This window comes from Pseudoalteromonas sp. NFXS53, from assembly GCF_056629255.1.
This window is the reverse complement of the sequence record NZ_JBWVBR010000012.1, coordinates 1-23297: the sequence shown is the minus strand read 5'-3', so window position 1 is coordinate 23297 and position 23297 is coordinate 1. Positions and strand designations below refer to the sequence as shown.

Sequence of the window (23297 nt, the reverse complement as noted above, 5' to 3'; positions counted from 1 at the left end):
AAAAATTGGTTAACCTATGAGAGACATAAATAATTGACAACAGTAAATTATCCAAATTAGATTTCTTTTTAGTTAACGATCTTCAACACTATAAACGTGTAAATGTTTCGACAGCCAAAGGATTAATACCATGCATATCAACTGAAATCACCTTATCCTCAACAATTTTAAAAGCTGCTATTCTTCCGCCACCAATAGCAAATTGAACTCTCAATTCGTCTTTTCGTTTTGCTGCCGTTGCGACTGCATTTAATTCACCTAATTTAAATTTAAGAGCATTACTTTTTAGCAATTCGACTTCTAGATTACCCCATAATGGGTTGTGGAAAGTCCCTGCATATTCTGCTTTTTCTCGTGTTAAAACCATTGTTCTTGAAGTATTTCTTTTTTCATGCGCTTTATTGGTTTCTTTAATATTTGTTTGTATTGCTAACCAGCTTTTTTTCATAGCATCAATACGAGAGTCTGTAATTTTATTTACATCACCCTTACCTAATAAAATGCTATAAGCAATATCCGCGATACCTGCTGTCATAGGGCCAGCTACGGTTTCTTCATTGTTAAGTACTACCAGTCCAATATTATGCGCTAACATAAAAGATGTATGCGTATGCGAACCTGCTATCCCGCCAAAGTGATGATATGTTTTCTCTTCTTTATAAGGGCCAATGTACCAACCCCATGCATATCCCTTACGAATAAAATCCCTATATTTTAAGTCATTAGTAGCTAACCTATGGTGAGACTTTTTAATAACTTTAGCAGGAAAGACTTGTTTTCCGTCAACCTGACCTTCGTTCAATTGTGCAATCAAAAACTTTGCCATATCCCTTGCTGATGAAAAAGTGCCACCGGCAGCTTGCAAAGTAGAATTACTCTTTTCAAAAGGCATGACTTCGTTAGGATTAGCAGCATACAAATGATAAGGACGTGCAATGTCAAAGCCTTTATTTTCTGCATCGCTAATGTACGATGAGGTGTGGTTCATTGATAAAGGTTGGTAAACCAATTCTTCAAGGGTTTGCTGCCAATCTTGCTTGAATTTATCTTCAGCCCATACACTTAATATGTTGTAACCGACATTACTATATTGGTAGTGTCCTAACTGATTGGCTGGTTCATTTTTAGTTGCAGAGGCTAACTTTTGACGCTGTAATTTATTATGTTGCCCTGTAAATGCAAGAGTGTCTTCTAAGGGACGATTAGCTAGTGCATGAGTATGAGAAACGAGGTGTTTAACTTGAATCTTATTTGTATCAATAAAAGGAAACTCTAAAGTAGGAAACATCTCAGCCATAGAAGTACTGTCTTTAATATCGCCATTTTCCTCCATTAATAGCATTGATAAAGCAAACATGGGTTTGGTAACCGATGCAAGATAAAAGGCGGTTTTATCATTAACCTTTTTATTTTCTTTTATATTGGCGTATCCAAAATACCCTTCGTAAACGATTTTTCCATCTTTTACAATTGCAACAGCAGTGCCTGACGGTAAACCTACTTCTTTTTTTACAAAATTAACGTACTTATCTATTGCTGAAAAGTCATTATCTGCAAATGAAGTACCTGCAAATGAAGTACCTGCAAATAGAAAGCTAGCGATAAGCGGTAAAACAAATCTCATTCTTTAAATCCCTTTGTTGATTAAAATTAATACACGTGCGATTAAACTAACAAGCCAGCTACCAGCTTATTCCTTTCCAATTTATATATAAAAACTCAGACAAAATGAGTTATCTTACGCCAAATACTTACACAAGAAAACTTCATTGTAAACAATAATTTAAAGTGTAAAAGTGCAACTTTTTCAAATAGACATCAATATAAGCTGCCACCAAAAAAAAAGGCATGACGCTCCCATATCATGCCTTTGTCGATTTAAAAATCACTAAGCAATTAAACCCAACGCTAAGCATTACTCACTTTAGAAAGCTGCTTCCGCTTTTGCAGCATCACAAATGGGGTGATCACGGCCATTAGAATGAATGCATAAATCATATGTGCACCTATGCCGATGGCAAGTGCCACACAAAACCCTAGACCGAGTAAAATCATCGGGCGGTTTTTCACACTTAGTAGTCGCCATGCCGCTAACATGGCCGCAGCGTAAATCACAACAAACACGCCGTTCACCCAGTTAATTAAGTCCTCTAGGTCTTGTTGGCTGTAAAATGTGACAATTAATACCAGTGCAATGACCAGCATGAGCGTGGTTAGCGCGCTTAAAGGCACATTGAATTCATTACGTTTTGCCAAATAACTTGGTAATACGCCCTGCTCTGCGAAACTACAGATCAATCGTGCAAGGCTTGCGGTATACACGTTAACGGTTGCCAGTCCACCAGCAACGCCTAATACACCGATAATATAATGGCCGTTATAACCGAATAATTCACCAAAGAACGCATTGAACAGTCCAACCATGCTGAGTGATTCGTTGTTCGGATAAGCGATAACTAATAAAGTGCAGGCCACATACACAGCGCCAACTAATACTGTGCCGATGAGCATCGCTGGGATCATGTCTTTTTCTGGGTTTCTGAAATCATCCGACAGGTGCGACATTGCCTCAACACCTAAGAAGCTCCAAAATGCGATACCCGCAGCGCCAAGCATGGCGTAGGTATCGAATGAGCTGGTGTTAAAGGTAGCTGCAGTAGGGTTACTTTTGCCAAAGAGTAAGATCACCAAAGCTAAAATAATCAGCGTAAGCGCAAATTGTAATTTGGCCGATACTTGAATACCGCGTAAATTTATTAGCCATAAAAACAATAAGGTAGAGAGCTGACCTAAAAGTAAAGCTTGCCCTTGTACTGGCACAATTTGTTGCACAAACATAAAGGTCATAACAATGGCTGCTGGTGCGCCAATTGCACCACACACATAAACATTAAGCCAATCACTCGGCCTGCAACCTTGCCAAATGCTTTTTCGACAAAATACGCTGGCCCTGCTGCATGGGCAAAACGTGCAGCCAATTTACCAAAAATCAACGTGACAGGCACAATTGCCAGAGTTAATAGTATCCAAGCATAGAGCGCACTGAACTCTGCTTGTGCCACAGTTAATTGTGGCAATATAAATACCCCAGTGCCCAACAAAGTGGTGGCCATCATGCCCGCCCCTTGCCAGCGCCCTATGCCTTGTTTATCTGTTTTCATTTCTCGTTACCCCTTGTTATTGTGGGGCTAGTATATAAATGTTGTTCATTGCATTCTGCGCAATTTCACCCACATTCAGCACATCAAACCGTCAAAGTGACGGTTTACCAGCAAAATGCCTGCAATTCGGTTGAGCAAGGTAACTTAGATTATTTTTACATCAGCCACCCAATACAAACCGCGACTAGAATAATTACTCTTGCAAGCGACTAAAATCTGTGTGAATTTATGCTAATAGATCTAAAATTCAAGGAATTAGATGTTTAAGCACATTCACGTATTTGCCTCTCTCTTGCTGATTGGTTTTAGCACCGCTTATGCAAACGAACATTCAAACAACACAGTATCTCCCAGTGTTGCTCAACACGTCGATATTGAGGGAACGTCTCTATATATAGAATGTTTTGGTGAAAAAGCACCGAATATTATTGTGCATTCTGGATTTGGCGGCGCAGGCTCAGACGGCGGCTGGGAAAGTGTGATCGAATCTATCAGTAAAACCAATCGTATTTGCTTTTATGACAGAGCGAATCTTGGCAAAAGCAGCCGCTCAAAAGGCCATTACGATATTCAAGTTATCGCCAAGCAACTTGATGCCTTATTAAATAAAGCAGAAATTAAACCGCCCTATGTGATGGTGTCGCACTCTTATGGTTCTTACTCTGTGCGTGCTTACAATCACCTTTATAAAGACAAAGTTTCTGCCGTTTTGTTGGTTGATCCCACTCAATACGGCATGTTTTACAACGGTGTAGCCAAGTGGAACCCAGAAGAAGACTCCTACAGTAAAGATGAAATCGCCAGAATGAAAGCAGAGCAAGCGGGTTTTAATGACCCCAACAGCAATCCTGAGCGCATCAATCACAAAACCAGCGCTGAGTTTATTCTAAATAGCGACGATTTTGGTGCGACGCCACTGACCCTGATTTGGAATAAAAATGGTATTTGGCAAGGCGGCGATGCGCCCGACACTTGGCACCCAAAAACTTGGGATAGAATGAAAACCATGTACGCCAAAGCCATTGACGACATGCGTACACTCTCAACAAAACAAACTACCCGTTTTGCCAACACCGATCAGCACAATATCTTTTTCTATGAGCCCAGTATTGTGGTGAAAGAACTGAAAGCCTTGCTTAAACAGGTCAAATAAGCCTGTGTTAAACCTAGCTCAAAATTGATTGATTTAGATAAATACCGAGTAGCTTTATTTTCTGTCACTCGGTATTTATCGCTTAAGTTTACGCTGCTTATTTAAAGCTCATTTGATAAAGCGAGCTTATCAATTTCCATATGCTTTTTAATAAAGCGGATCAGACGCTTGTCTTTGTTTGGGTCTAGCGGTAGATATTGTCCATCTAGATATTTGGCTAATACTCTTTCAAGCAAATAGCTATACGCCAATACACCTTGCTTTGATGTGGGGGAATGCAGTGCACTAGGGTCAACAAAATAACTCACCGCTTTATTTGCTTCTTGCAGTCTCAATACATAGTCGTTGACATCATTGATGAAAATTTTTCTATCTCCGCGACCTGCCCAGACAAATACAGGGCTTTGAATTTTGTCAGGGTGAGCGCTGGGTGAGTTTGCTGTAAGCTGTGCTTTGGCCGCTTTGTCATCCCAATCCACGATCATTTGTCTAAAGTAATAATCACTAAATTGCCCCCGAACTTTTTCAGCAAAGCGATAATACAACCGCGCTGAGCGGCCGATGTCTAAACCCGGTGCACCAGCAAAACCTACCTTGAACAGTTTGGCTTCAAAAGTCAGTGCTGTTAGGCTACTAAAGCCACCAAAACTGTGGCCTATGATGGCGAGTTTGTCTTTGTTGCCGATCCCTTGAGATAAAATGAAATGCGCACCATCAATGATGTCGTTGTGGGCAATGCCAAGCCCGAATTGTTTATTTGCCCCTTTTTCATACCCTTTACCATAACCTGTTGAGGCTCTGAAGTTGGGTTCAAACACAATGTAGCCTCTATTCGCCAATAACTGTGTTTGTCTATCAAAACCCCATTTCACTTGTGAGAAAGGGCCACCATGTGCTTTAACCACCAAAGGCGCATCAGATAACGCAACACCATTTGGCAGCGTTAAGTAGCCATAGAGATTAAATCCATCACGACTTTGATATTGCACTGGCACTTTTTCAGATATCCAAGCATCTTTCATTGCTTCATCGTTTTGTTGCAATGCGTTTGTTTGTTCATACAAAATACGCTGCAAAGTATGTTGCTGTGGCTGATAAATATAGTACTGGGTTGTTGGGCTATTCTCTTGCAAGCTTATCAACCAAGGTTTGGTTTGATAGGCTTTAATACTCGCCGGTAACGCATACGTGAATGCTTTGCCTTCGAGATATTCACCAATATGCGTTAAGTGTTTAGCCACAACAGAGTGATTACTTAATTGCTGCGTTTTAGCCCCTTCGTACAAATAAGAAGTTGGTGTTAGTAAGCCATTATCGTCTTTACCCAATGTCGCTGACACTAAGTCATAGGCTTGCTGTGGTTGTGCTGCAACATCGAGCAACACCTGCGTTTTTAAATCAAACCAAGCCAGCCTTTTAAACTCTGCATCATGATTGGTTTGGATCAGTAACTGTTGTGATTTGTCGTTAAAACCCTGTATTTGGCACTTATCATCCCATTGACAGGTAAAGGTCAGTTTTAAAGACCCATCAGGCTGAACTTGCTGAATAAAACGCTCCCCGCGATTGCCTTCAGCGGTATTCACTTGCTTAATAAAAGCCGCGTTACCCGTGTTCGCGTTTACTAATAACTGTGAAAAAGGCAGTGTTGTCTGCCATATCACACGCGCTTTACCAGAAGCTGCAACGCTCAATATTTCAAAGATGCGCTCGTTGGTACGCCACTTTTTAACTAAAAAGCTGGCAGGCTGACTTGGGTCTACTCCCAAAAATCGTTCTTTCTTTTTCCGATCAATTTTGGCCAATCTTTTTAGCTTGGCTTTGTGTGTTAATGGCAACACTGAAAGCTGCTCGCCGACTCTCACGAACAACGCTGATCCGTCTTTTGAAATCTCAAATGATGGGCGCTTTCTAAGTGTAACTAGCTTAGTGGTTTTATGGTCTGCAAGGGTATATTGATTAAGCGACCAGCGTTTTATACCCGCTTTTTCTTCACTGCTGAGATACAAAACATAATTAGCATTGGGTGATAGGGTCACTGCCTGTATACGCTCGCTTTGTAAAAAGTGCACTGCCGGAATAAGCGGCGCACGGCTTTTTTGCTGCACGCGTTGTTTGACCTCATTGAGATCGGTTAAAAACTCAGCTTTGGCAGAGCTTGTGCACATTACCCATAAAATCAGCGCGCAACGAAGCATACCACTGAAAATGTCAGTCATATTCATTATTCACTACCTGGTTGTTGATGCGCCGAAGCGCATCACTTGGTTAATTTAGAATTGCGTTAGAAGAAGTCGATGAGACTTTGATATTCGCGCCTCTTATGTTGCTAAGCCACGGGGTCAACAACATAAAACAAGCCACGCCTATTAAGCTCATAAATAGAGCCATACCCACCCAAAACAATTGTTGCTGCGTGCTTAATTGTGCTCGCCTTGCCAGCAGATAAACCAAAGCCATACTGAGTAAAGTAAACCCTATGGCATATGCCATAACTTGCGCTGACCTTGTTCTCGAAATAGTGTGATTAAATACAGCGCCAATGCTTTGATCATTGCTGTTTAACGCCTCATTGGCCGCTTCAAATACGGTGGCAAAGAAAATCGGCGACTGCCAAAACTCTTGTTCGGCCACAAACTTAGGTAAAGGTCTGTGTGCAATATACTGCTTTGAAGTCACTGGCGTCACTTCGCCTGCATAGTCAGCAAACACCACAGACACACCTGGTTTCTGGAAGCCAAAGTAAGAGCGACCATGAAACAGAAATAATGCTCCGTCAGGTAACATATAAAACTGCGTGTACATTCTGCCAAAGGCTTGCTCAGGATACGCAACAGAGAAAAGCGGAGCACTGCTGGTATTCAAGGCAAAGAAGTCACGCTTTTCGAAAACCAACGCTCTTTGATTTGTGGCCATAGAGACAAGTTCACCATCGCGTTCAGTTTCAAAAGGCCCGTAAAAGTATTCACCGTCTTGCGTTTGAAACTTTATTTCCATGTACTGCTCTTCGAAATCAAGCACATAAAGCGTGTTAGGTGTTTGGATAAAACGACCGGCTATCAATCTTGGCGGATGAGCAAATGACGCTAGGTTTTGTATGTCATCAATTGATGTCATAGCATGAAAGCCATTTTGATCTATTACATGTTTGAGGTTTTTGCTAACCAAGTCATAACCTAAAAACACTTGATATTGATGTGAAAACTGCCACTTAGTCAGTGTTTTCATGTCTATGTATCTTTGTTGCTGATCTTGATGCATCAACTGGTTCAAAGTATCGAATGAAGTTGGATGTGTGCTCATAAATAATGTGCTGACACCCTCTAAATTCGGTAGCAAATGGGTTCGCCACTGTGCTTCATCGGCAGGTAAAACTCTATCTAGAACTGCTTTGGCATCTGGCCCCCACATTGAAGCGTAATACTCAGGTATGTCGGCTTTTTCAAACCGATCAGGATGGGTCGAAAATAGCGTAACCGGAATATGGTAAAACAGAGCCTGAGTCGACATTAGAATGGCACCCAAAGCAGGCCCCATGAGTATAGCTGCGATAAATTGGCGACTCATGCGAGTATCGTGTTGACTGACATTCAACTTGAAGGCTGATCTTGCTAAAAAATACACAAGAGCAACCATTATCAAGTCAACACATAACACAAGAAACGGCGAGTTTGGCGTGCTATTGAGCACAAAGAGCAGCATGCCGAGAATCAGTAATGCCCCCTTATTTGCCGAAAGCGCAATATATACACCGGTGAAATACGCAAATATCGCAATGAGTGCTATGTGACCTACATACAGGTAATGCCTAAACTCAATGAGCTCAAGTGACGCACTGTCTAACACAACAAGTATAAACAGTAATGGAACTATGAGCACCATCATAACAATGCTTAACCCTGCTGCGATCAACGCTTTGAAAATGATTTGCTCTGCTAATGGGCGGTGCATCAGATACGCCCAATGGTTCTTCCTTTTATGCAATAAAAATTGCGTCACAGAAAAGATCAAAGGCAGTATTATCGCAAGGCCACTCAGCACACTGCTAAACATGCCGCGGCCAGCCATAAGGTCGCCCTGACTCGATAAATAAGCCAGTAAGGCTAGAAATATAAAAGCCGCCGTTTTGGCATACGCTTTATAGCGATTAAGCTCAGATATGAATAGATCCCTCATGCGACTGACTCCCTTTCAATTAACCCTTGTAATTTCGGCCATGGCATCAGTATCAAGAATGCAATCAACGCAGTTGGACCTGTGATGAGCGCAATCAATAACCAAAACTTATGCGTTTTATTGTCTAATTGAGCTTTTTTGCCAAGATAGAAGATTGCAGTCACTGAAAGTAAACAACCAAAGACAATCAGTAATGCAAAACTCAAATCGATCGGTCTTTGCCAAATAAAACCTTTACCTTTTGATGGTTCAGAATTAAACATCAAAGTTGAATGCACTAGGTTATCAACAACATTCAGCACCAATGGAGAGAACAGTAACTTTTGTTGATGCAGCCAATCTGGCAGCGAAGAAAGCTGCACTTCTTTGCTCACCAGTGTGATGTTATCGCCCTCATGAGGCAGGTAAATTAATTGAGCGCCAGCTTTGAGTGCCGCAAATAAATTGCCGTCATGCACCATGAGCACATAACCGTTCATCACCTCTGCCATCACAAACTCAGGCGATAGAGGGTGAGCAAAGTCTAATGATACTTGTTTGATTGGTGTAAGGCCGACAAGACTGTCAACAAAGTTCACTTTATTGAATAGATAAACTTGCTGGTTAGAGCTCATAAAGATCACATCAAACATAGGTACTGGCGTCGAGGTGAAGTGCTCTTTTTCACCAGTTAATGCAAATTTCAAATCGATTCGCTTATTCTTAAAATCAACTTGATAGAGCTTATTTTTGGTTTGCACATAGTGAGTGTTTGTTTGTACTGCCACAGCCACATCAGCAAATTTATCAGACTCTGCCAGCTGACTTGCTTGGTCTACAAACCCAGTGCGACCTAGGAAACCAACTCGTTCTCCAGTTTGTCTATCAATACCGACAAATAGCATGTCTGAATGAGAGAACACCCATTTTGTGGTATCTGTCTCTAGCGCAAACTGGCTATGACGAGTATGTAAGTAAAAGCCATTTCTATGTTGAGGTTTATAAAAGTGTGCTCGCGATAGTGTGTTGGTTTTAGCAAGTTTAAGCTGCCTTTGTATCGTATCGCCAAGTGGCTGTTCGATATCTCTGGCAAGCCATTGCATTACCTCAAGATCAGTGTGCTTTCGTAATAATTCATAATCAAATTGCCCTTGAGTTTCTAATTCATGCAGCGGTTTAGCAAAGTCATATTGTTGCGAAGTTAAGCTTAGAGGAATATGGTAATAAAAAGCTTTTAACGATATTAAACCCACGACCGCAACAGGCTGAATAAAAAGCACAGCAATGGCGATGAATCGCTTCGATGTTTGCTCTGCAGCAAGATTAACGCGAAAAGAGGCATAAGCTAAATAACCGCTAAACAGTAAGAACATTGAATCTAGCATCAAGAAATACAGCACACTTTCTTGGCGTCTTAAAATTAAATAAGTGAGTGAGAACAATATGCCAATTGCGAGTTTATTGTTTGCCAACGCAATAAATTGACCCAAGGTATAGCCACATAGCATGACCAAAAATGCATGCACCACATTAGTGTAATGTCTTGCTTCAACCACTTGGTTCGTCGTGACATCTGCAATCAACACATTCACTAAAAATGGCAGAATAAAAGCAATAAAAAGCAGTAATGCACCGGCTAGACTTATAGCAAAATAAATTCGCCCTTTAGATAAAGGTCGATGCATCAGGTAGATCCAATGGTTCTTTCTTTTATGCAAAGACACAGACACCACCCCAAATAACACCCCAACAGCGACGCCACCTAAAATAATAAAAAGGTGTAACTCAGATTGCGGCTCTACCACTGAGAAAAATTTGCTGAATGTGCTCCACAACACCAACTGAAGCAGGCATATGCCCCAAGCAAAAAGTTGGTAGCGCTGATATTCACTTTTGAATAAATCAAACATCACGCTCTCCTACTGTGGTGCTCGGTGATTTTTTGCCAAGATAGAAGCGATGGCTTTATCTAAGCTAACCGGGACTTGTGTGGCGGCTTCAATGCCGAGCGCATTAAGTTTTTCTAATGCCTCTGCGGCTTCTAAGTCAGCCAAAACTAAGTGAGTTTGTTCATCTATAGTGCGAGCCGAGAGTACGTTACCTAATGTGCTAAGTTGTGACTCACTCAATGCCTCATCAAAAATCCAATACGTCACCATGTCACAGAATTTTTCAGGGCATTCGTTATATTTCATCTCGCCATTTTCAATCACGATTAACTGCTCAGCGACACGTTCTATCTCTTCCATCTGATGTGAGCAATACACTATGGTGGTGTCGATATCTGCTTGGGTGAACATCAAAGCTTCTAAAAACGCTTGCTTGGCAACGACGTCTAAACCCAGCGTTGGCTCATCTAAAATCAGCACTTCTGGCGCTTGCGCTAAGGCCATCGCGAGATTTAACCCCGCTCTTTCACCACGAGATAACGCCGATACTTTTTGTGACTGCTCAACGTTAAAGTTACCGATCACACTGTCATAGAGATCTTGTCGCCAATTTTTATAAAGATTTTTCTGCATGGCGGTCACTTCATGGACTTTCATCCAGGTTGGCAGAGTATGCTCTTCGTTCACATAGCCAATGCGACCTCGGTGTTCAGGCTCTAAAGACTGACTGTTATGACCCAAGATAAAAGACTCACCCGAGGTCGGGGCATCGAGTCCTAGGAGTATTCTAAATAAGGTACTTTTACCCGCGCCATTAGCACCAATTACGGCATGAATGCCACCCTGTGCTATTTTCAAATTAAGAGATTGGATCGCGACTTTCTTGCCAAAACGCTTATGCAGTGCTCGGGTTTCAATAATGTAATTAGCCATAACTAACGCTCTTTATCCTGCTTATTAATCGTCTGTAATTGCCCTTGTACATGCTCAATAATCTCTCGGTGACTAAAACCCAAGCTGATGATCTCATTTATAAAATCATCGGTAGCTTGCTCAAGCTTTTGCGTTCGCTCTTCCTCAGATAAAGTGCATTGTTGCTGAGTCACAAAAAGGCCTAAGCCCTTCTTTGATTCGACTAAGCCAAGGTCAGTTAATTCGTTGTAGGCTTTGGCTACCGTATTTGCGTTAATGGTCAATTGCATTGCCAAGCCACGCACACTGGGTAACTTACTTCCTGTTGGTAATGTTCCGCTGGCAATCTCTTTTCGAATGCCATCGACAATTTGACGAAAAATCGGCCGAGCGTCCCCGGTCACAATTTGTATCGCCAGTGCAGTAGTTTTTGTCATTAGCTAATTATTCACTGTACTATCTGTAGTAGTACAGTAGATCGAGTGTACTACCTCGTCAATAGTACAGTTTGAGTTATTTTATTTATCTATAAAAATCAGTTAGTTGATTTTTAATTTTTTGTTTTGAGAATGATTTACAGGCTAGTTAAGAGGGGTCTATAGACACAGATGTGTATCTTTTGGGGAGTTAAGCAATACAGTCGAGTGCCTAAATAAAGCAACAATAACATCACTTTTTTTCTTGTGACTGGTTTAAAAAATAGAAAATAATTACAGGGAAAAGGGCAATACTTTTAGGCTTTAAAAGTACTGCCTGAGATAATTATATAAATTGCATTAAAGCAAATCGTTTTTTTCAAACAACGCAAATGCTTGCTCAACCTTTTGATGTTTAAACCTGACATCAATTGGTAACCCTTCGACCTGAAAATGGTTTGGGATCGGTAAGCTTAAAGTAATCTTTAGTGCAGTTTTTTCACCCTCAAATGGCCCCATTAAAAAACTTGGCAATCGAGAAGTTAACTCGGTGGGCTCACTGATCCTTGCATTAAGTTTAGTGCCATCTGGAAAGCGAATTTGCGCCTCTTGCCCTATGTTCGAATATTCAAGGTGCTTTGGATCTAAATAGGCGACTACTTTACTTTCTTTTTGAGTATCAATAAGTAATAAAGGCTGCCCTGCAGTGACACGATCACCAGTTTGTACCAATACGTCTTCTATTCGCCCAGCATTATCGGTTTTTATAAACAGCGACTGCTTAAGTGCCGCTAAACGCGAAAACTCATAGCTTAGGTCATTATATCTTTGCCCTTTTAAGCCAAAACGGCGCTCTAGTTCTTGACGTTCTTTCTCTCTTGAAATGTCAACTTTAGTTTGCTCATACGCCATTTGCGCAGCATTGTACGCATTTACCGCACTGGCTAAGTCGGCTGCGGGAATTACCCCTTTTTGCTTAAAGCTTTCGTATTTTTCAAGTAACTCTTTTTGTCGCTGAACACCTTGTTTAGCGACTTTTTTACGTTGCTCTAACTGACTTAAAATGATCTGACTTTGTGGCATTTGCTGAGTGTAAAGCATCATCATTTGTCGGTTTATTTCGTTGTATTGTGCCTCAAGCTCCGTATTGCTCAGTACCAATAAATCTTGAGCTTGTTCGACATTCATCGCCTTACTGACATGTACAGATTTAATCACGCCATCGTATGGCGCTCGAATAGTAAGCGGCTCGCTAGTCACTATGCCAGGGGCCACAATTGACACTTTGGGGAAAAGAAATAACCATAAAACTAACCCAATCGGAGACGTCACCAATAGTACTAAAAGATACCAGCGGAATTGATAGGCGGCGCGCTTGCTTCCTGCGTAAGCCACATTCAGCCCTTTCTCAACTTGCGGATTTTCAGACTTGGTACTTCCATTAAACCTAATTTTCATCTTTTAAAACCTAACGAGAACGTAAAAACACTTAATAAACCTGAGTTCTGGATAATAACTAAAACTTTTGTCCTTTCTTTAGCACCCACCAAGGTGCCATCGAGCTTTCTTCATGGGAGCGACGAACCAATTCATTGAGCAATGCAAAACAACAAATGGTGCGCATGATCATGGAATAAATGGGATAAAGTGGCAGCCACACTGCTAACTTAAGATCTTGTTTTGGTCGCTCAGATACACCTAATAGCACTAAGGCATAAAAGTACGCGATGGTGAAAAAATACAGCGTAAAAATAACCAAAGATAAAGACACGATAAATTGCCAAGGATAGACAATCATAGTGACAATTAAATACACCAATACCACAAACGGCAGCATCACATTTTGTAAAAAGCCATAGAGCAAGGTGAATAAGAAGCTTTTCCAACCCAATAATTTTGGTGAAAAGGCTGGCCAGTGTTTTCGAAAATACAAAAACAGTAAGTCACCATCCCATCGTAACCTTTGCCATAACAAGGTTTTGAAATCATCAGGCGCATCAGTGTGACCTATTGCAAGTGTCGCATAGGGAATTTTGAGATTAGGATGGCGCTTAAAGTATTGTTTAATGCGAATGGTTAAATCGAGATCTTCTGCAGTATGGGTATCCCAACCCCCGATTTGCTTTAAAAAGTCTTTTCTAAAGGCGCCAAAAGCCCCCGAAATATTGTTAATTAGATTCCATTGTGCAAGCCCTGTTTTACCGCCCTGCATAGACACTAAATATTCGATTGCCTGCATTCTTGTCCAAATAGAGCTGGTTACGTTTCTTACTCTGAGCGCACCGCCAACTGCGGGTACATTCGGATCTTCAAACAAACGCACTATGCGGCACAACATATCATTGTCGAACGAGGTGTCGGCATCCACATTGACAACGATGTCACCTTTGGCCGCATCAAGGCCCGCATTTAAAGTAGATACTCGCCCACCGCGTTGCCATTTAGGCAACACTCGAATATGTCGTTTTGTACGTTTGATGGTTTTCATACAAAAATTCGCTACCGCATAGGTATGTTTATTTTGTACCGCACCATCAACCACTGCGATGATTTCAACTTCGCCAGGATATGTTTGTTCCACTAATGATTCTATGGTCGTTTTAACCGCATTTCCTTCGGCATAACAAGTAATGATGCAACTCACTTTTGGGAAATAATGGGAGGGCTTTTTTAGCAGTTTTGCATTTGCCCTACGCCACTTAAGTACGCCTAGAGTGATCAACACAAACAATGGCATTTCGTAGGCCAAATACATGGGCACGAACATCATCATTTGGGTAAAAAACTCTGTCGCTTGTGAGAATATGTTGGCGACTAGATACCAGATAGTATTTAGTTCGCTCAAAATTCAATACTCCTAGCTTGCTCCAGTGCCTCAAACAACCACATATTCACATCATCAGTCATGCTTTTATCTGGCAGCGCCAACGCTTTAATAGACAAAGCTATATTCTTATCAGACTGTAAAAGCTCTATTTCATTGAGTTTTTGATAGATTTTTGGCAATTGTGCTAAAGGAGTGAGTGGCAAAAACAACAGTAAACTATGCTCTTCTTGCACACAGCAAATATCGGTAAGACGTATACTTTTTGCTATCCGCTGCTCTAACTCATCAAACAGTGAAAAAGCCACTTTCTCGCCTTTGTCTTGAATGAATTGCTCGACATTTTCCATTGTAATGTAAACAACGCTATGTTCTTGCTTGTGCCTGAGCGCGAGGTTATTTTGCCACTGTAATAACCAGCAAAATTGCGTGAAGTTAATGTTTTCAGCTTGGTCGAACATGAAGCTATTGAACTTTTCACCAAATTTAGCCAAATTGCGGCCATTTGCTGATAACTTGTAGCTATTAACACTCTGCACTATCAGGTTATTTACGTCATTTTTCTCACCGCAATCCATGCAGTCCGCAACCACATCTGAGTCTACAAATAAGTTAAAACAGCTATTGCACTGCTGATTTTCTATGGGTCGGTCATAATCAACGCCAATATGACGAAGCGGTTTTGAACAGTTTGGACACCCCAATCCGATTTGCTGCTTAAACTCATGCTCTGCTGCAACATGACCGCAATTAAAGCAATGCAAACTTGCCTTAAGCCCTATATCTATAGATTGGCATGATGGGCAAGTATCAACATAATTAAGATGACCGCTGTGGCAAGACTGACAATAACGCACGCGATTAACCAATGAATCGACTTCTAGCCAGTTTCTTCGAACGACAGAGGCAAGCCAATTAATACTGTCTTCTGGTTTTATGCCCCAAGCTTCTAGTAACGGGTACCAATACAGAGATTGCATTTGAGGCGATTTTGCTGGTAGCAAGGTAGCACCTTTAAAAACCCACAAGTAACTGAGTAACTTCATCACCGCGGTTTCAACCAAAGTGCTGTTTACTCCCAACTGCTTTTTTCGGGTTTCACTAAACTCAGCCAATGATTTGCTTTGCTCAGACCAAATACCATTAGCCAAATGAGTCGACAGCGAACTCGCTTGGCAAACAAATATGGTGCTTAACCAAAACGTCTCTGACTGCCTTAAAAAAGCTAATGTTTCATCTTGTTTTTGGGCTGGTAAATCTAAAATGATCAACCCAAGATGTTGTTTGGCTGAAAACTCAGTCTCAAACGAATCGATGTTTTTGAAATAAAGCAGCTCTGTTAAACCAAAACTTTTCAGGGTTTTATCGTTTTCAGCAATAAAAATAGAAGAAGAAAAAAAAGAAAGGTGAGACTTAGACTGTTCGAGCATACAACATTAATCCATTAACTACTTAAATAGAACAAAGCAACGAGCAAAATCTACCATCGATTCCACTATCGTTTAGCCATATTTATTAATCAATAATTTGCTTAGCCATCAAATTGACTCAATAAATACGCCTTCTAAAACTACGAAGATAGTACCACAAATAATTTATAGCTTAAAAGAGGAATAAATAAAAAAACTAACTATATTAATAAGATAAGAATAAGTCGCATCAACACCAGAGGTAGAGTAAAAACACTAAATAAAACATAAAAACACTTTGTCACATTTGTTTTTTTATTTCACTCCTTGCAAATAGCGAGCAAATTATGAGGCTGAATAGCTTTTCAATATAAAGCGAAGATTGTTGCAAATGTTAATCGAATTTAGTCCTGCAATATCACTTTCATAAAAATTCGGGCCGTGTAAAATTCGTGCCTGTCTAGAAATCTCAAAAAGTGCTTTATAGTGGATAAGTTCGACAAACAGATCATTGCTGAATTAAAAAAGAATGCGCGCCAAAGCGTCTCGGCCATTGCCGATACCGTGAGCCTTTCTCGCTCCGCCGTTACAGAGAGAATTAAAAAGCTCGAGCAAAATGGCGTTATTCGAGGCTATCAAGTGTTACTGAGTGAGTCTCAAAAAATTGGGGTGTCTGCTTATTTTGAAATTCAGCATCAATGTGCACGATGCTCTGAAGTCGTTCCTTTGTTTCAAGCTATTCCTGAAGTGGTCACTTGTCGTGGGATCACGGGTGATATGGATTTATTGGTCTTTGTTCAAGCAGAATCAATGCAACGCTTGCATGAAATTCGTGAACACCTCGACGCCCAGCCTGATTTTGTGAAGATAAAAACCCATGTGGTAATGAGTGAATGGATTGATAACCGAGCTGGTTAATGCTCTAAAAAATCTCCAAGAATAAGCGCTCATATTAAACACCAAACGAGCAAAACTTCTCATTTTTTGTCACCTAGACTAAAGTTTAGCTAATTAGAAACGCGACTTGGTGATGCATTGTTATTCATTTTACTGCTGATTGAGCTAGTATTACTCCTGCTGATCTTACTGCCTTTAGTTCCATTAAGTGGCGAGTATTACCTGCTCGATTTACTGAGTAACTTTCAACTTCATTTTTTTATATTAGCGCTGTTTTTTAGCATTCCCTTGCTGCTAAAGTCGGTCAAAGTTGGCGCGGTATTAGCAGTTCTCTCAATCGCATTTTTTGCCAGTAGCCACCTTTGGGTGTTCAGCAAAGCACAACCATTAGAAACGGAATATTTAGACGAAGCCCCCAAACTGCACATCGTGCAGGCGAACTTAAGTTACTACAACCCAGTACTACGAACTGCCGTTGAAGAATTGAACTCACTCGATGCCGACTTATATCTCTTTTACGAATTTAACCAAGCACAAAAACCACTCTTTTTAGAAATAGCAGCTAAGCGTTATAAGTTTGGTGATGGGGATTATGATGGCTTCCCTGACGGGATGGGGGTAATTAGTAAATACCCACTTACTAACATTAAAAAACATAAAATATTACCTAAGAAAGGCACTGTTATTACTTTGACTTTGCAATTACCAAAACAAAAACTCGATCTCATCTTATTGCATCCACCCTCACCACGTACCCCAGATAAATGGCAAAAACGCAATGTGTTATTAGGCAGTGTTCAACCCTTCGTTGAACTGGCTAAAAATAAGCATATTCTGGTGGCCGGTGACTTTAATACCACACCTTGGTCAAATCACTTTCCACGTCATCATCAACTCACCCCTTGCTATCAACAAACTGGCATGTATGCATCTTGGCATGCTTCTAAATTCCTACATCCTTATGGTTGGTTAACCGGTTTGCCGATAGATCATTGTTTAACGAGTAACAGCGTTAAAGTATCGCAATTCAAAACACACTCATTACCGGGTAGCGATCACCTCGCATTAGATTACAAATTACTATTAATTGATTAGTGTTTGATCTTTTAAATCGCACACGATATAGTCTTGGGAGATTTAAAATAAAAGGTGCTTAATTTATGTTTTATGATTTAAAAGCGACAAGCTTACAAGGCAAACCAATCAACTTCTCTGATTTTAAAGATAAAGTCGTATTAATCGTTAATACCGCAAGTGAATGTGGATTTACTTACCAATATGAAGGTTTACAAAATCTGCACGAAGAATACGCAGACAAAGGGCTTGTGATCATCGGTTTTCCTTGCAACCAATTTGGCAATCAAGAACCAGGTGATGCCAGTACTATTCAGCAAGGGTGTTTGATTAACTATGGCGTTGACTTTTTGATCAGCGAAAAAGTTGATGTGAATGGCGAAAACGAGCACCCAGTTTTTCAATATTTAAAATCTAAGAAAACAGGATTCTTTGGCAAAAACATAAAATGGAATTTCACTAAGTTTTTGATAAATCGTCATGGTGAAGTTGAAAACCGCTTTGCGCCAGTGACTAAACCGCAAGCAATTGCTAAAAAGATTGAAAAGCTGCTGTAGAGAGTGTGCAAATGCAAAACGATGATTTACTTAAATTAGAAAATCAGTTGTGCTTTCCGCTTTATGCCGCATCTAGGCTGGTGACACGTCTTTACCAGCCTTTGCTTGAAGCCCATGGTCTGACTTATCCGCAATATATTGTTTTGTTGATCCTTTGGGAGCAAGATGGTTTAACGGTGAGTGATATCGGTGATAAAGCCATGCTCAGCAGTAACACCTTAACCCCGCTACTGAAAAGAATGCAGAGCGCCGAGTTAGTAGAAAGAGCAAGAAGCGAGTTTGATGAGCGTAAAGTGATCATTAAACTGACGGAAAAAGGGCACGCATTAAAAAGCGAAGTCGCTTGTATTCCTATGCAATTGCTTGAGAATAGCCAAATTGATATTGATAAAGCAAAACAACTGAAAAGCTTATTAGACGAGCTCATAAATAAATTAGCGTAACCAAAGCTCAAGGTTAATTACAAAAACACGAGAAGAAATGGCAAAAGGACACTTGATGAACAGTATGATGCTCGTTCGCATATCTTGCATTATATTGAGCGTGGCATTCATTGATGCAATAGGTGCATTATTAGGCATTTGGTCAATTGAAGGTCATGAGAGAGACATCATCTTAACCATTGAGAGTATGGTTTTGATTGCATTGCTGATTAATAGCTTGCTGATAAAGCGATGGGTCAACGCTAATACAAGTGACTGCACCCTCATTAAAATCGCATGGCTCAGTTTTATAGCGCTTTGCTTTTGCCTTCTGGGAGACGTGACTAACTTCAATCTCCCCGAAACCTTCTACCGATATGAAAGCTCCATCAAACATGACTATTTAGTCGACTCCATTTATTTCTTCTTACCTGGCTACACCCTACTTTTGCTCGCCGGTATTCATGCCATTGAATTAAACAGCAGAGATAAACGTTTTATCAGATATCCTGTGGTTGCAGGAACTGTGGTTGGTGTACTTTCTATGGTTATGATGCATCTTCCTAACACTGGCTGGTTTATCACAATTAGCACAGGGATTTATGCCATGCTGATTGGCGTTGTTGGCTTTATTGGCCTTGCATTTATCTTTTCTTGTGGCGGTTTAAAAGCATCAAAGAGCGAATTACTGGTTGGCGCAGGATTCATACTGGCTGCTGTTGCTGATGCAATCATCGGCAACTTTTGGATATACGGTAATCAAGGCGAAGGGTTTTATCCGCAAGTCAGATACCTTAACTGGATAGTTTATATTGCCTCTCAATGCATGGTGATCCATTTACCGCATCTACTTGTAATAAATTCTAAGTATTCGCATGATAAAAAACAGCAAGATTACAATCCTGTGACGTAACCGAGGCAAAAATGAGAGATCAATACCAAGCAAACAACATCTTTGCGAAGATTTTAAAAGGCGAAGCCCCTTGCATTAAATTATTTGAAGACGACTATACACTTGCTTTTATGGATATCATGCCGCAAAAAGAAGGGCATGCTCTGGTTATTCCAAAACAAGCTGCTACAACGATTTACGATCTCACAGATCAAGCCGCTCTAGCTTGTATGAAAACAGTACAGAAGGTAGGTAAGGCCGTTGAGCAAGCATTAAACGTGCAAGGTACTTCGATTGTGCAGCATAATGGCAATGCCGCTGGCCAAACTGTGCCACACTTTCACTTTCATATCATTCCTGGTTCGTTACACAGTTTAAAAGCACACGCTGAAGTAAAAACTAAGCCGGAGCATATAGAAAAAGTCGCTGAAAAGATTAAAAAATTCATCTAAAGCCGAAATTTGCTAAGCGTGTAAAACCGTCTAATCTTGTAAGTATTACAAGAATTTTATAAAGCACTTCAAGCTTACTTGGGCGAGATTTTATGCCTCAGCAACCTAGCTCTCAGGGGCTAAATCGTTCCATTTACATCGTTATTGCAGTGAGCGCCTTTGTTCATGCTGTCACCTTTTTACTGGCCAAATCGTCTTTCTCTCAATGGCGTTGGCAGCATATTCCCTTTCATAGTGCCATCGAAGTCTTTGGTGGTGCAATCGCTCTATTCGTTTGCTTCTTATTGTTAAATCTAGAAAAAAATAATCGAGGAACCAGTTTTAATATCCCCATTGCCGCTGCTGTTGGGGCGATGGGGATGCTAGATATTTCTCATGCGCTAGTTGAACCCGGTAAGCTCTTCGTGTGGTTCCATTCCACGGCCACATTTTTTGGTGGTGTATTATTTCTTTTAATCATACTCCCTGTAACAACACAAACTAAGCTGAAACGTGGCTTAACTTATGTGGTTTTAAGTGCCACCTTGTTACTTTCAATTGCTTCTTTTAGCTTCCCTCAACTCGTGCCTGATATGGTTGTAAATGGACGGTTTTCATCATTTGCAATAATGCTGAATACTATTGGCGGAACGTGTTTGTTAATTGCCTCGATAAAACTGTACTCCACTTATAAGCAGCATAAAAAAACTGATGACCTGTTATTTATTTTGCACAGCTCAATGTTTGGCCTTGCCGCTATCATGTTTCAGCAATCTTTTTTATGGGATTTATCTTGGTGGGGGTGGCATTTATTAAGATTATTAGCCTACGGCGTTGCTTTGTGGTTTGCTCTTTTAAACGAAAAATACTTATTTGCTCAACTAAAACAGACTGCCACAACAGCAGCTAAACAAGTTAAAATAACCGAACAGCAACAAGCCGCTATTTTAGCTGGGCTAAATGATGCCGTCGTTGTGATTGATAGTTCAGGCAAAATAAAGCTGTTCTCTAAAAGTGCTGAGGCCATGTTTAATATAAAAGCCGATACCGCGTTGACCTTAGATATTAACCAGCTTATTGAGAGCAAAGAACACAAAAACTTACTTTCGGCTTTTACTCAACTCTTAACCAAACAAAAAACCAATGATCATCAAATAAAACTAGCAGGGATAAAACACAACGGTGCTACATTTCCGATAGACATAACCGTGACACAACTAGATATAGAAAGTGAAACCCACTTTATCGCAGTGATCAGAGACATCACTGTACAAGTTGAACAAAAAAGAAAACTAAAACAAGCAGTCACAGCTGCAGAATCGGCAAATATCGCTAAAAGTGCGTTTTTGGCCAATACCAGTCATGAGATCCGTACACCCATGCATGGTTTGTATGGCAACCTACAATTATTAAGAGAATTAACGCTGCCTCCCTCGGCCGAACAATATGTTCATAGTGCCATTAGTTGTTCTAAAAATCTGATGGTTATCATTAATGATATTTTAGATTTTTCTAAAATTGAAGCCGGAAAGTTAGATATAGAAAAGGTGCAATTTGATCTGATTGAACTACTTGAGAATATAAAGCACGAGATGCAAAACCATGCCAATCAAAAAGGCCTTTCTTTGGTATTTGATAACTCTATTTCAGGTCGTTTTTGGTTAGGTGATCCGGTTAGAATTTACCAAGTGTTAAGTAACATTACTTCTAATGCCTTTAAGTTTACCCAAACTGGCTGCATCACCTTTACCGCTGAATATTGTAGCGATTCAGAACAACTCAGATTTATTGTAAAAGATACAGGCATTGGCATGTCTGAAGCCCAAGTTGACCGCCTATTTAACCGCTTTGAACAAGCTGACATCACGACCACACGAAAATATGGTGGCACAGGATTAGGCATGTCTATTACCAAATCATTAGTGGGGCTGATGCAAGGTAATATAAGTGTGCAAAGTACTCAAAATTCAGGCTCTACATTCACAGTCACACTCCCCGCCGAGCAATCTAACAACCAGCAAGCTAAGAACTCCACCCCTGATTTAACCAAAGACCTGTCTCATTTGCACATTTTGCTGGTTGAAGATAACGTTATGAACCAAATGATTGCCAATGCAATGCTGGCAGACACCAATGTTCAAATCACCTTGGCTGAAAATGGGCAAATTGCGATTGATAAACTAAATGATGATATTGATTTAGTGTTGATGGATATTCAGATGCCAGTGATGGATGGTATAGAAGCGACGGGACATATAAAAAATATGCGCCCTGATTTAATCGTCATAGCCTTAACAGCCAATGTTTCTTCTACAGATATCGCTTTATATCATTCGACGGGATTTGCTGATGTGATTGCCAAACCCGTCGATAAAGAACAGATGCTATCTATCTTATATAAGCATATTTAATCGAAAGCTTTAGTCTGAATTTCGTTCATTCGGTAAATCAGATAAATACTCGACAAACTCCACTTCAAATCCGTCTGGGTCGATGAAATACATGTTTTTTCTAAATGGATGTTCACTGCCAATTTTATCTATTTCAAAACCAGCCGCTAACATTCTTTTTGCAAGCGCCTCGATATTTTGAACAACATACGCAAAGTGTGCGAGACCCACTTGATGCCCTTCTAGTTTGCGGTTGTCACCTTCACCGTGGTCGCTCAGAGCTAAATAATGGTAGTCATCGCCAAAATGTACCCATGTACGCTGTTTACCATACCACTCTCCCTCACCTTTGCTGCGAATAAACCAATGTGGAAATGCTGCCTGATAAAACTTGAGTGAACGTTCGATATTGCTGACGACTAAATTTACGTGTTCTAAATACATAATGCGCTCCTTACTTATTAGCCATGGTTGCGTTAAAAAGTTGGGTGATTCTTTCGATTATTTTTGTTTGCTTCATTGTCTTCATCCTTTGATTATTTTCTTGTCTGTTGATTTGATGAAGCAACTTTAAAAGCTCAAGCTAACTTGAGGTAAAGTGCAAATTTTCCGATTGATACCATTGAAAAAATTGATGAAAGCTAAAAGCTAAAAGCTAAAAGCTAAAAGCTAAAAGCTAAAAGCTAAAAGCTAAAAGCTAAAAGCTAAAAGCTAA

The 23297-nt window shown here is 40.4% G+C and carries 18 protein-coding genes and 1 pseudogene; 8 read left to right on the top strand and 11 right to left on the bottom strand.

The window, feature by feature from the left end:
- Positions 1-88 precede the first annotated feature (88 nt).
- Both AC1HJP_RS13415 and yjeH read right to left on the bottom strand, forming a co-directional pair.
- On the bottom strand, positions 89-1624 hold the full coding sequence (locus tag AC1HJP_RS13415) for a serine hydrolase domain-containing protein (protein WP_480362257.1): 1536 nt from the start codon (positions 1622-1624) through the stop codon (positions 89-91).
- 284 nt (positions 1625-1908) lie between these two features.
- A pseudogene (yjeH, locus tag AC1HJP_RS13410) lies at positions 1909-3161 on the bottom strand (L-methionine/branched-chain amino acid transporter).
- A 259-nt stretch (positions 3162-3420) separates the two neighbouring features.
- Between yjeH and AC1HJP_RS13405 the strand changes: the two are divergent.
- Positions 3421-4314, top strand: a complete 894-nt coding sequence (locus AC1HJP_RS13405; RefSeq protein WP_480362256.1) for an alpha/beta fold hydrolase — start codon at positions 3421-3423, stop codon at positions 4312-4314.
- Positions 4315-4415: 101 nt separating this feature from the next.
- On the opposite strand, the gene AC1HJP_RS13400 is transcribed toward AC1HJP_RS13405, so the two are convergent.
- The 8 genes from AC1HJP_RS13400 to AC1HJP_RS13365 form a co-directional block, all read right to left on the bottom strand.
- On the bottom strand, positions 4416-6539 hold the full coding sequence (locus AC1HJP_RS13400) for an alpha/beta hydrolase family protein (protein WP_480362255.1): 2124 nt from the start codon (positions 6537-6539) through the stop codon (positions 4416-4418).
- A gap of 43 nt (positions 6540-6582) precedes the next feature.
- Complete coding sequence (locus AC1HJP_RS13395; protein ID WP_480362254.1) at positions 6583-8490, bottom strand: hypothetical protein; 1908 nt, start codon at positions 8488-8490, stop codon at positions 6583-6585.
- Positions 8487-10379 carry a hypothetical protein gene (locus AC1HJP_RS13390; protein ID WP_480362253.1) on the bottom strand — a complete coding sequence of 631 codons (1893 nt, stop codon included), beginning with the start codon at positions 10377-10379 and terminating at the stop codon, positions 8487-8489. Before AC1HJP_RS13390 ends, AC1HJP_RS13395 begins: the two co-directional genes overlap by 4 nt.
- Positions 10380-10388: 9 nt before the next feature.
- Positions 10389-11291, bottom strand: coding sequence for an ABC transporter ATP-binding protein (locus AC1HJP_RS13385; RefSeq protein ID WP_390442597.1), 903 nt, complete (start codon positions 11289-11291; stop codon positions 10389-10391).
- A 2-nt stretch (positions 11292-11293) separates the two neighbouring features.
- Positions 11294-11707 (bottom strand): GntR family transcriptional regulator, encoded by a 414-nt coding sequence (locus AC1HJP_RS13380; RefSeq protein WP_206078133.1) that lies wholly within the window; start codon positions 11705-11707, stop codon positions 11294-11296.
- A gap of 339 nt (positions 11708-12046) precedes the next feature.
- Positions 12047-13144: an HlyD family secretion protein gene (locus tag AC1HJP_RS13375; RefSeq protein ID WP_480362252.1), complete on the bottom strand. Its 1098-nt coding sequence runs from the start codon at positions 13142-13144 to the stop codon at positions 12047-12049.
- A 58-nt stretch (positions 13145-13202) separates the two neighbouring features.
- Complete coding sequence (locus AC1HJP_RS13370) at positions 13203-14531, bottom strand: glycosyltransferase family 2 protein (RefSeq protein WP_480362251.1); 1329 nt, start codon at positions 14529-14531, stop codon at positions 13203-13205.
- The gene (locus AC1HJP_RS13365) at positions 14528-15940 is read right to left on the bottom strand and encodes a TackOD1 domain-containing metal-binding protein (protein WP_480362250.1); all 1413 of its coding nucleotides are present in this window, start codon (positions 15938-15940) and stop codon (positions 14528-14530) included. The genes AC1HJP_RS13370 and AC1HJP_RS13365 overlap by 4 nt, the downstream gene beginning before the upstream one ends.
- Positions 15941-16405: 465 nt before the next feature.
- On the opposite strand from AC1HJP_RS13365, the gene AC1HJP_RS13360 reads away from it, so the two are divergent.
- The 7 genes from AC1HJP_RS13360 to AC1HJP_RS13330 all read left to right on the top strand — a co-directional run bounded on the left by AC1HJP_RS13360 (position 16406) and on the right by AC1HJP_RS13330 (position 22603).
- On the top strand, positions 16406-16837 hold the full coding sequence (locus AC1HJP_RS13360; RefSeq protein WP_390444141.1) for an Lrp/AsnC family transcriptional regulator: 432 nt from the start codon (positions 16406-16408) through the stop codon (positions 16835-16837).
- A gap of 117 nt (positions 16838-16954) precedes the next feature.
- Positions 16955-17911 (top strand): endonuclease/exonuclease/phosphatase family protein, encoded by a 957-nt coding sequence (locus tag AC1HJP_RS13355; protein WP_480362249.1) that lies wholly within the window; start codon positions 16955-16957, stop codon positions 17909-17911.
- 65 nt (positions 17912-17976) lie between these two features.
- Positions 17977-18447 (top strand): glutathione peroxidase, encoded by a 471-nt coding sequence (locus AC1HJP_RS13350; RefSeq protein WP_480362248.1) that lies wholly within the window; start codon positions 17977-17979, stop codon positions 18445-18447.
- Positions 18448-18458: 11 nt separating this feature from the next.
- Positions 18459-18890: a MarR family winged helix-turn-helix transcriptional regulator gene (locus AC1HJP_RS13345; protein ID WP_480362247.1), complete on the top strand. Its 432-nt coding sequence runs from the start codon at positions 18459-18461 to the stop codon at positions 18888-18890.
- A gap of 55 nt (positions 18891-18945) precedes the next feature.
- On the top strand, positions 18946-19782 hold the full coding sequence (locus AC1HJP_RS13340; protein WP_480362246.1) for a hypothetical protein: 837 nt from the start codon (positions 18946-18948) through the stop codon (positions 19780-19782).
- A gap of 11 nt (positions 19783-19793) precedes the next feature.
- Positions 19794-20213 (top strand): HIT family protein, encoded by a 420-nt coding sequence (locus AC1HJP_RS13335; protein ID WP_480362245.1) that lies wholly within the window; start codon positions 19794-19796, stop codon positions 20211-20213.
- 92 nt (positions 20214-20305) lie between these two features.
- Positions 20306-22603, top strand: a complete 2298-nt coding sequence (locus tag AC1HJP_RS13330; protein WP_480362244.1) for an ATP-binding protein — start codon at positions 20306-20308, stop codon at positions 22601-22603.
- Between the two features lie 9 nt (positions 22604-22612).
- On the opposite strand, the gene AC1HJP_RS13325 is transcribed toward AC1HJP_RS13330, so the two are convergent.
- A complete protein-coding gene (locus tag AC1HJP_RS13325) occupies positions 22613-23026 on the bottom strand; it encodes a VOC family protein (RefSeq protein WP_480362243.1) in 414 nt (137 codons plus the stop codon).
- Positions 23027-23297: the final 271 nt, after the last annotated feature.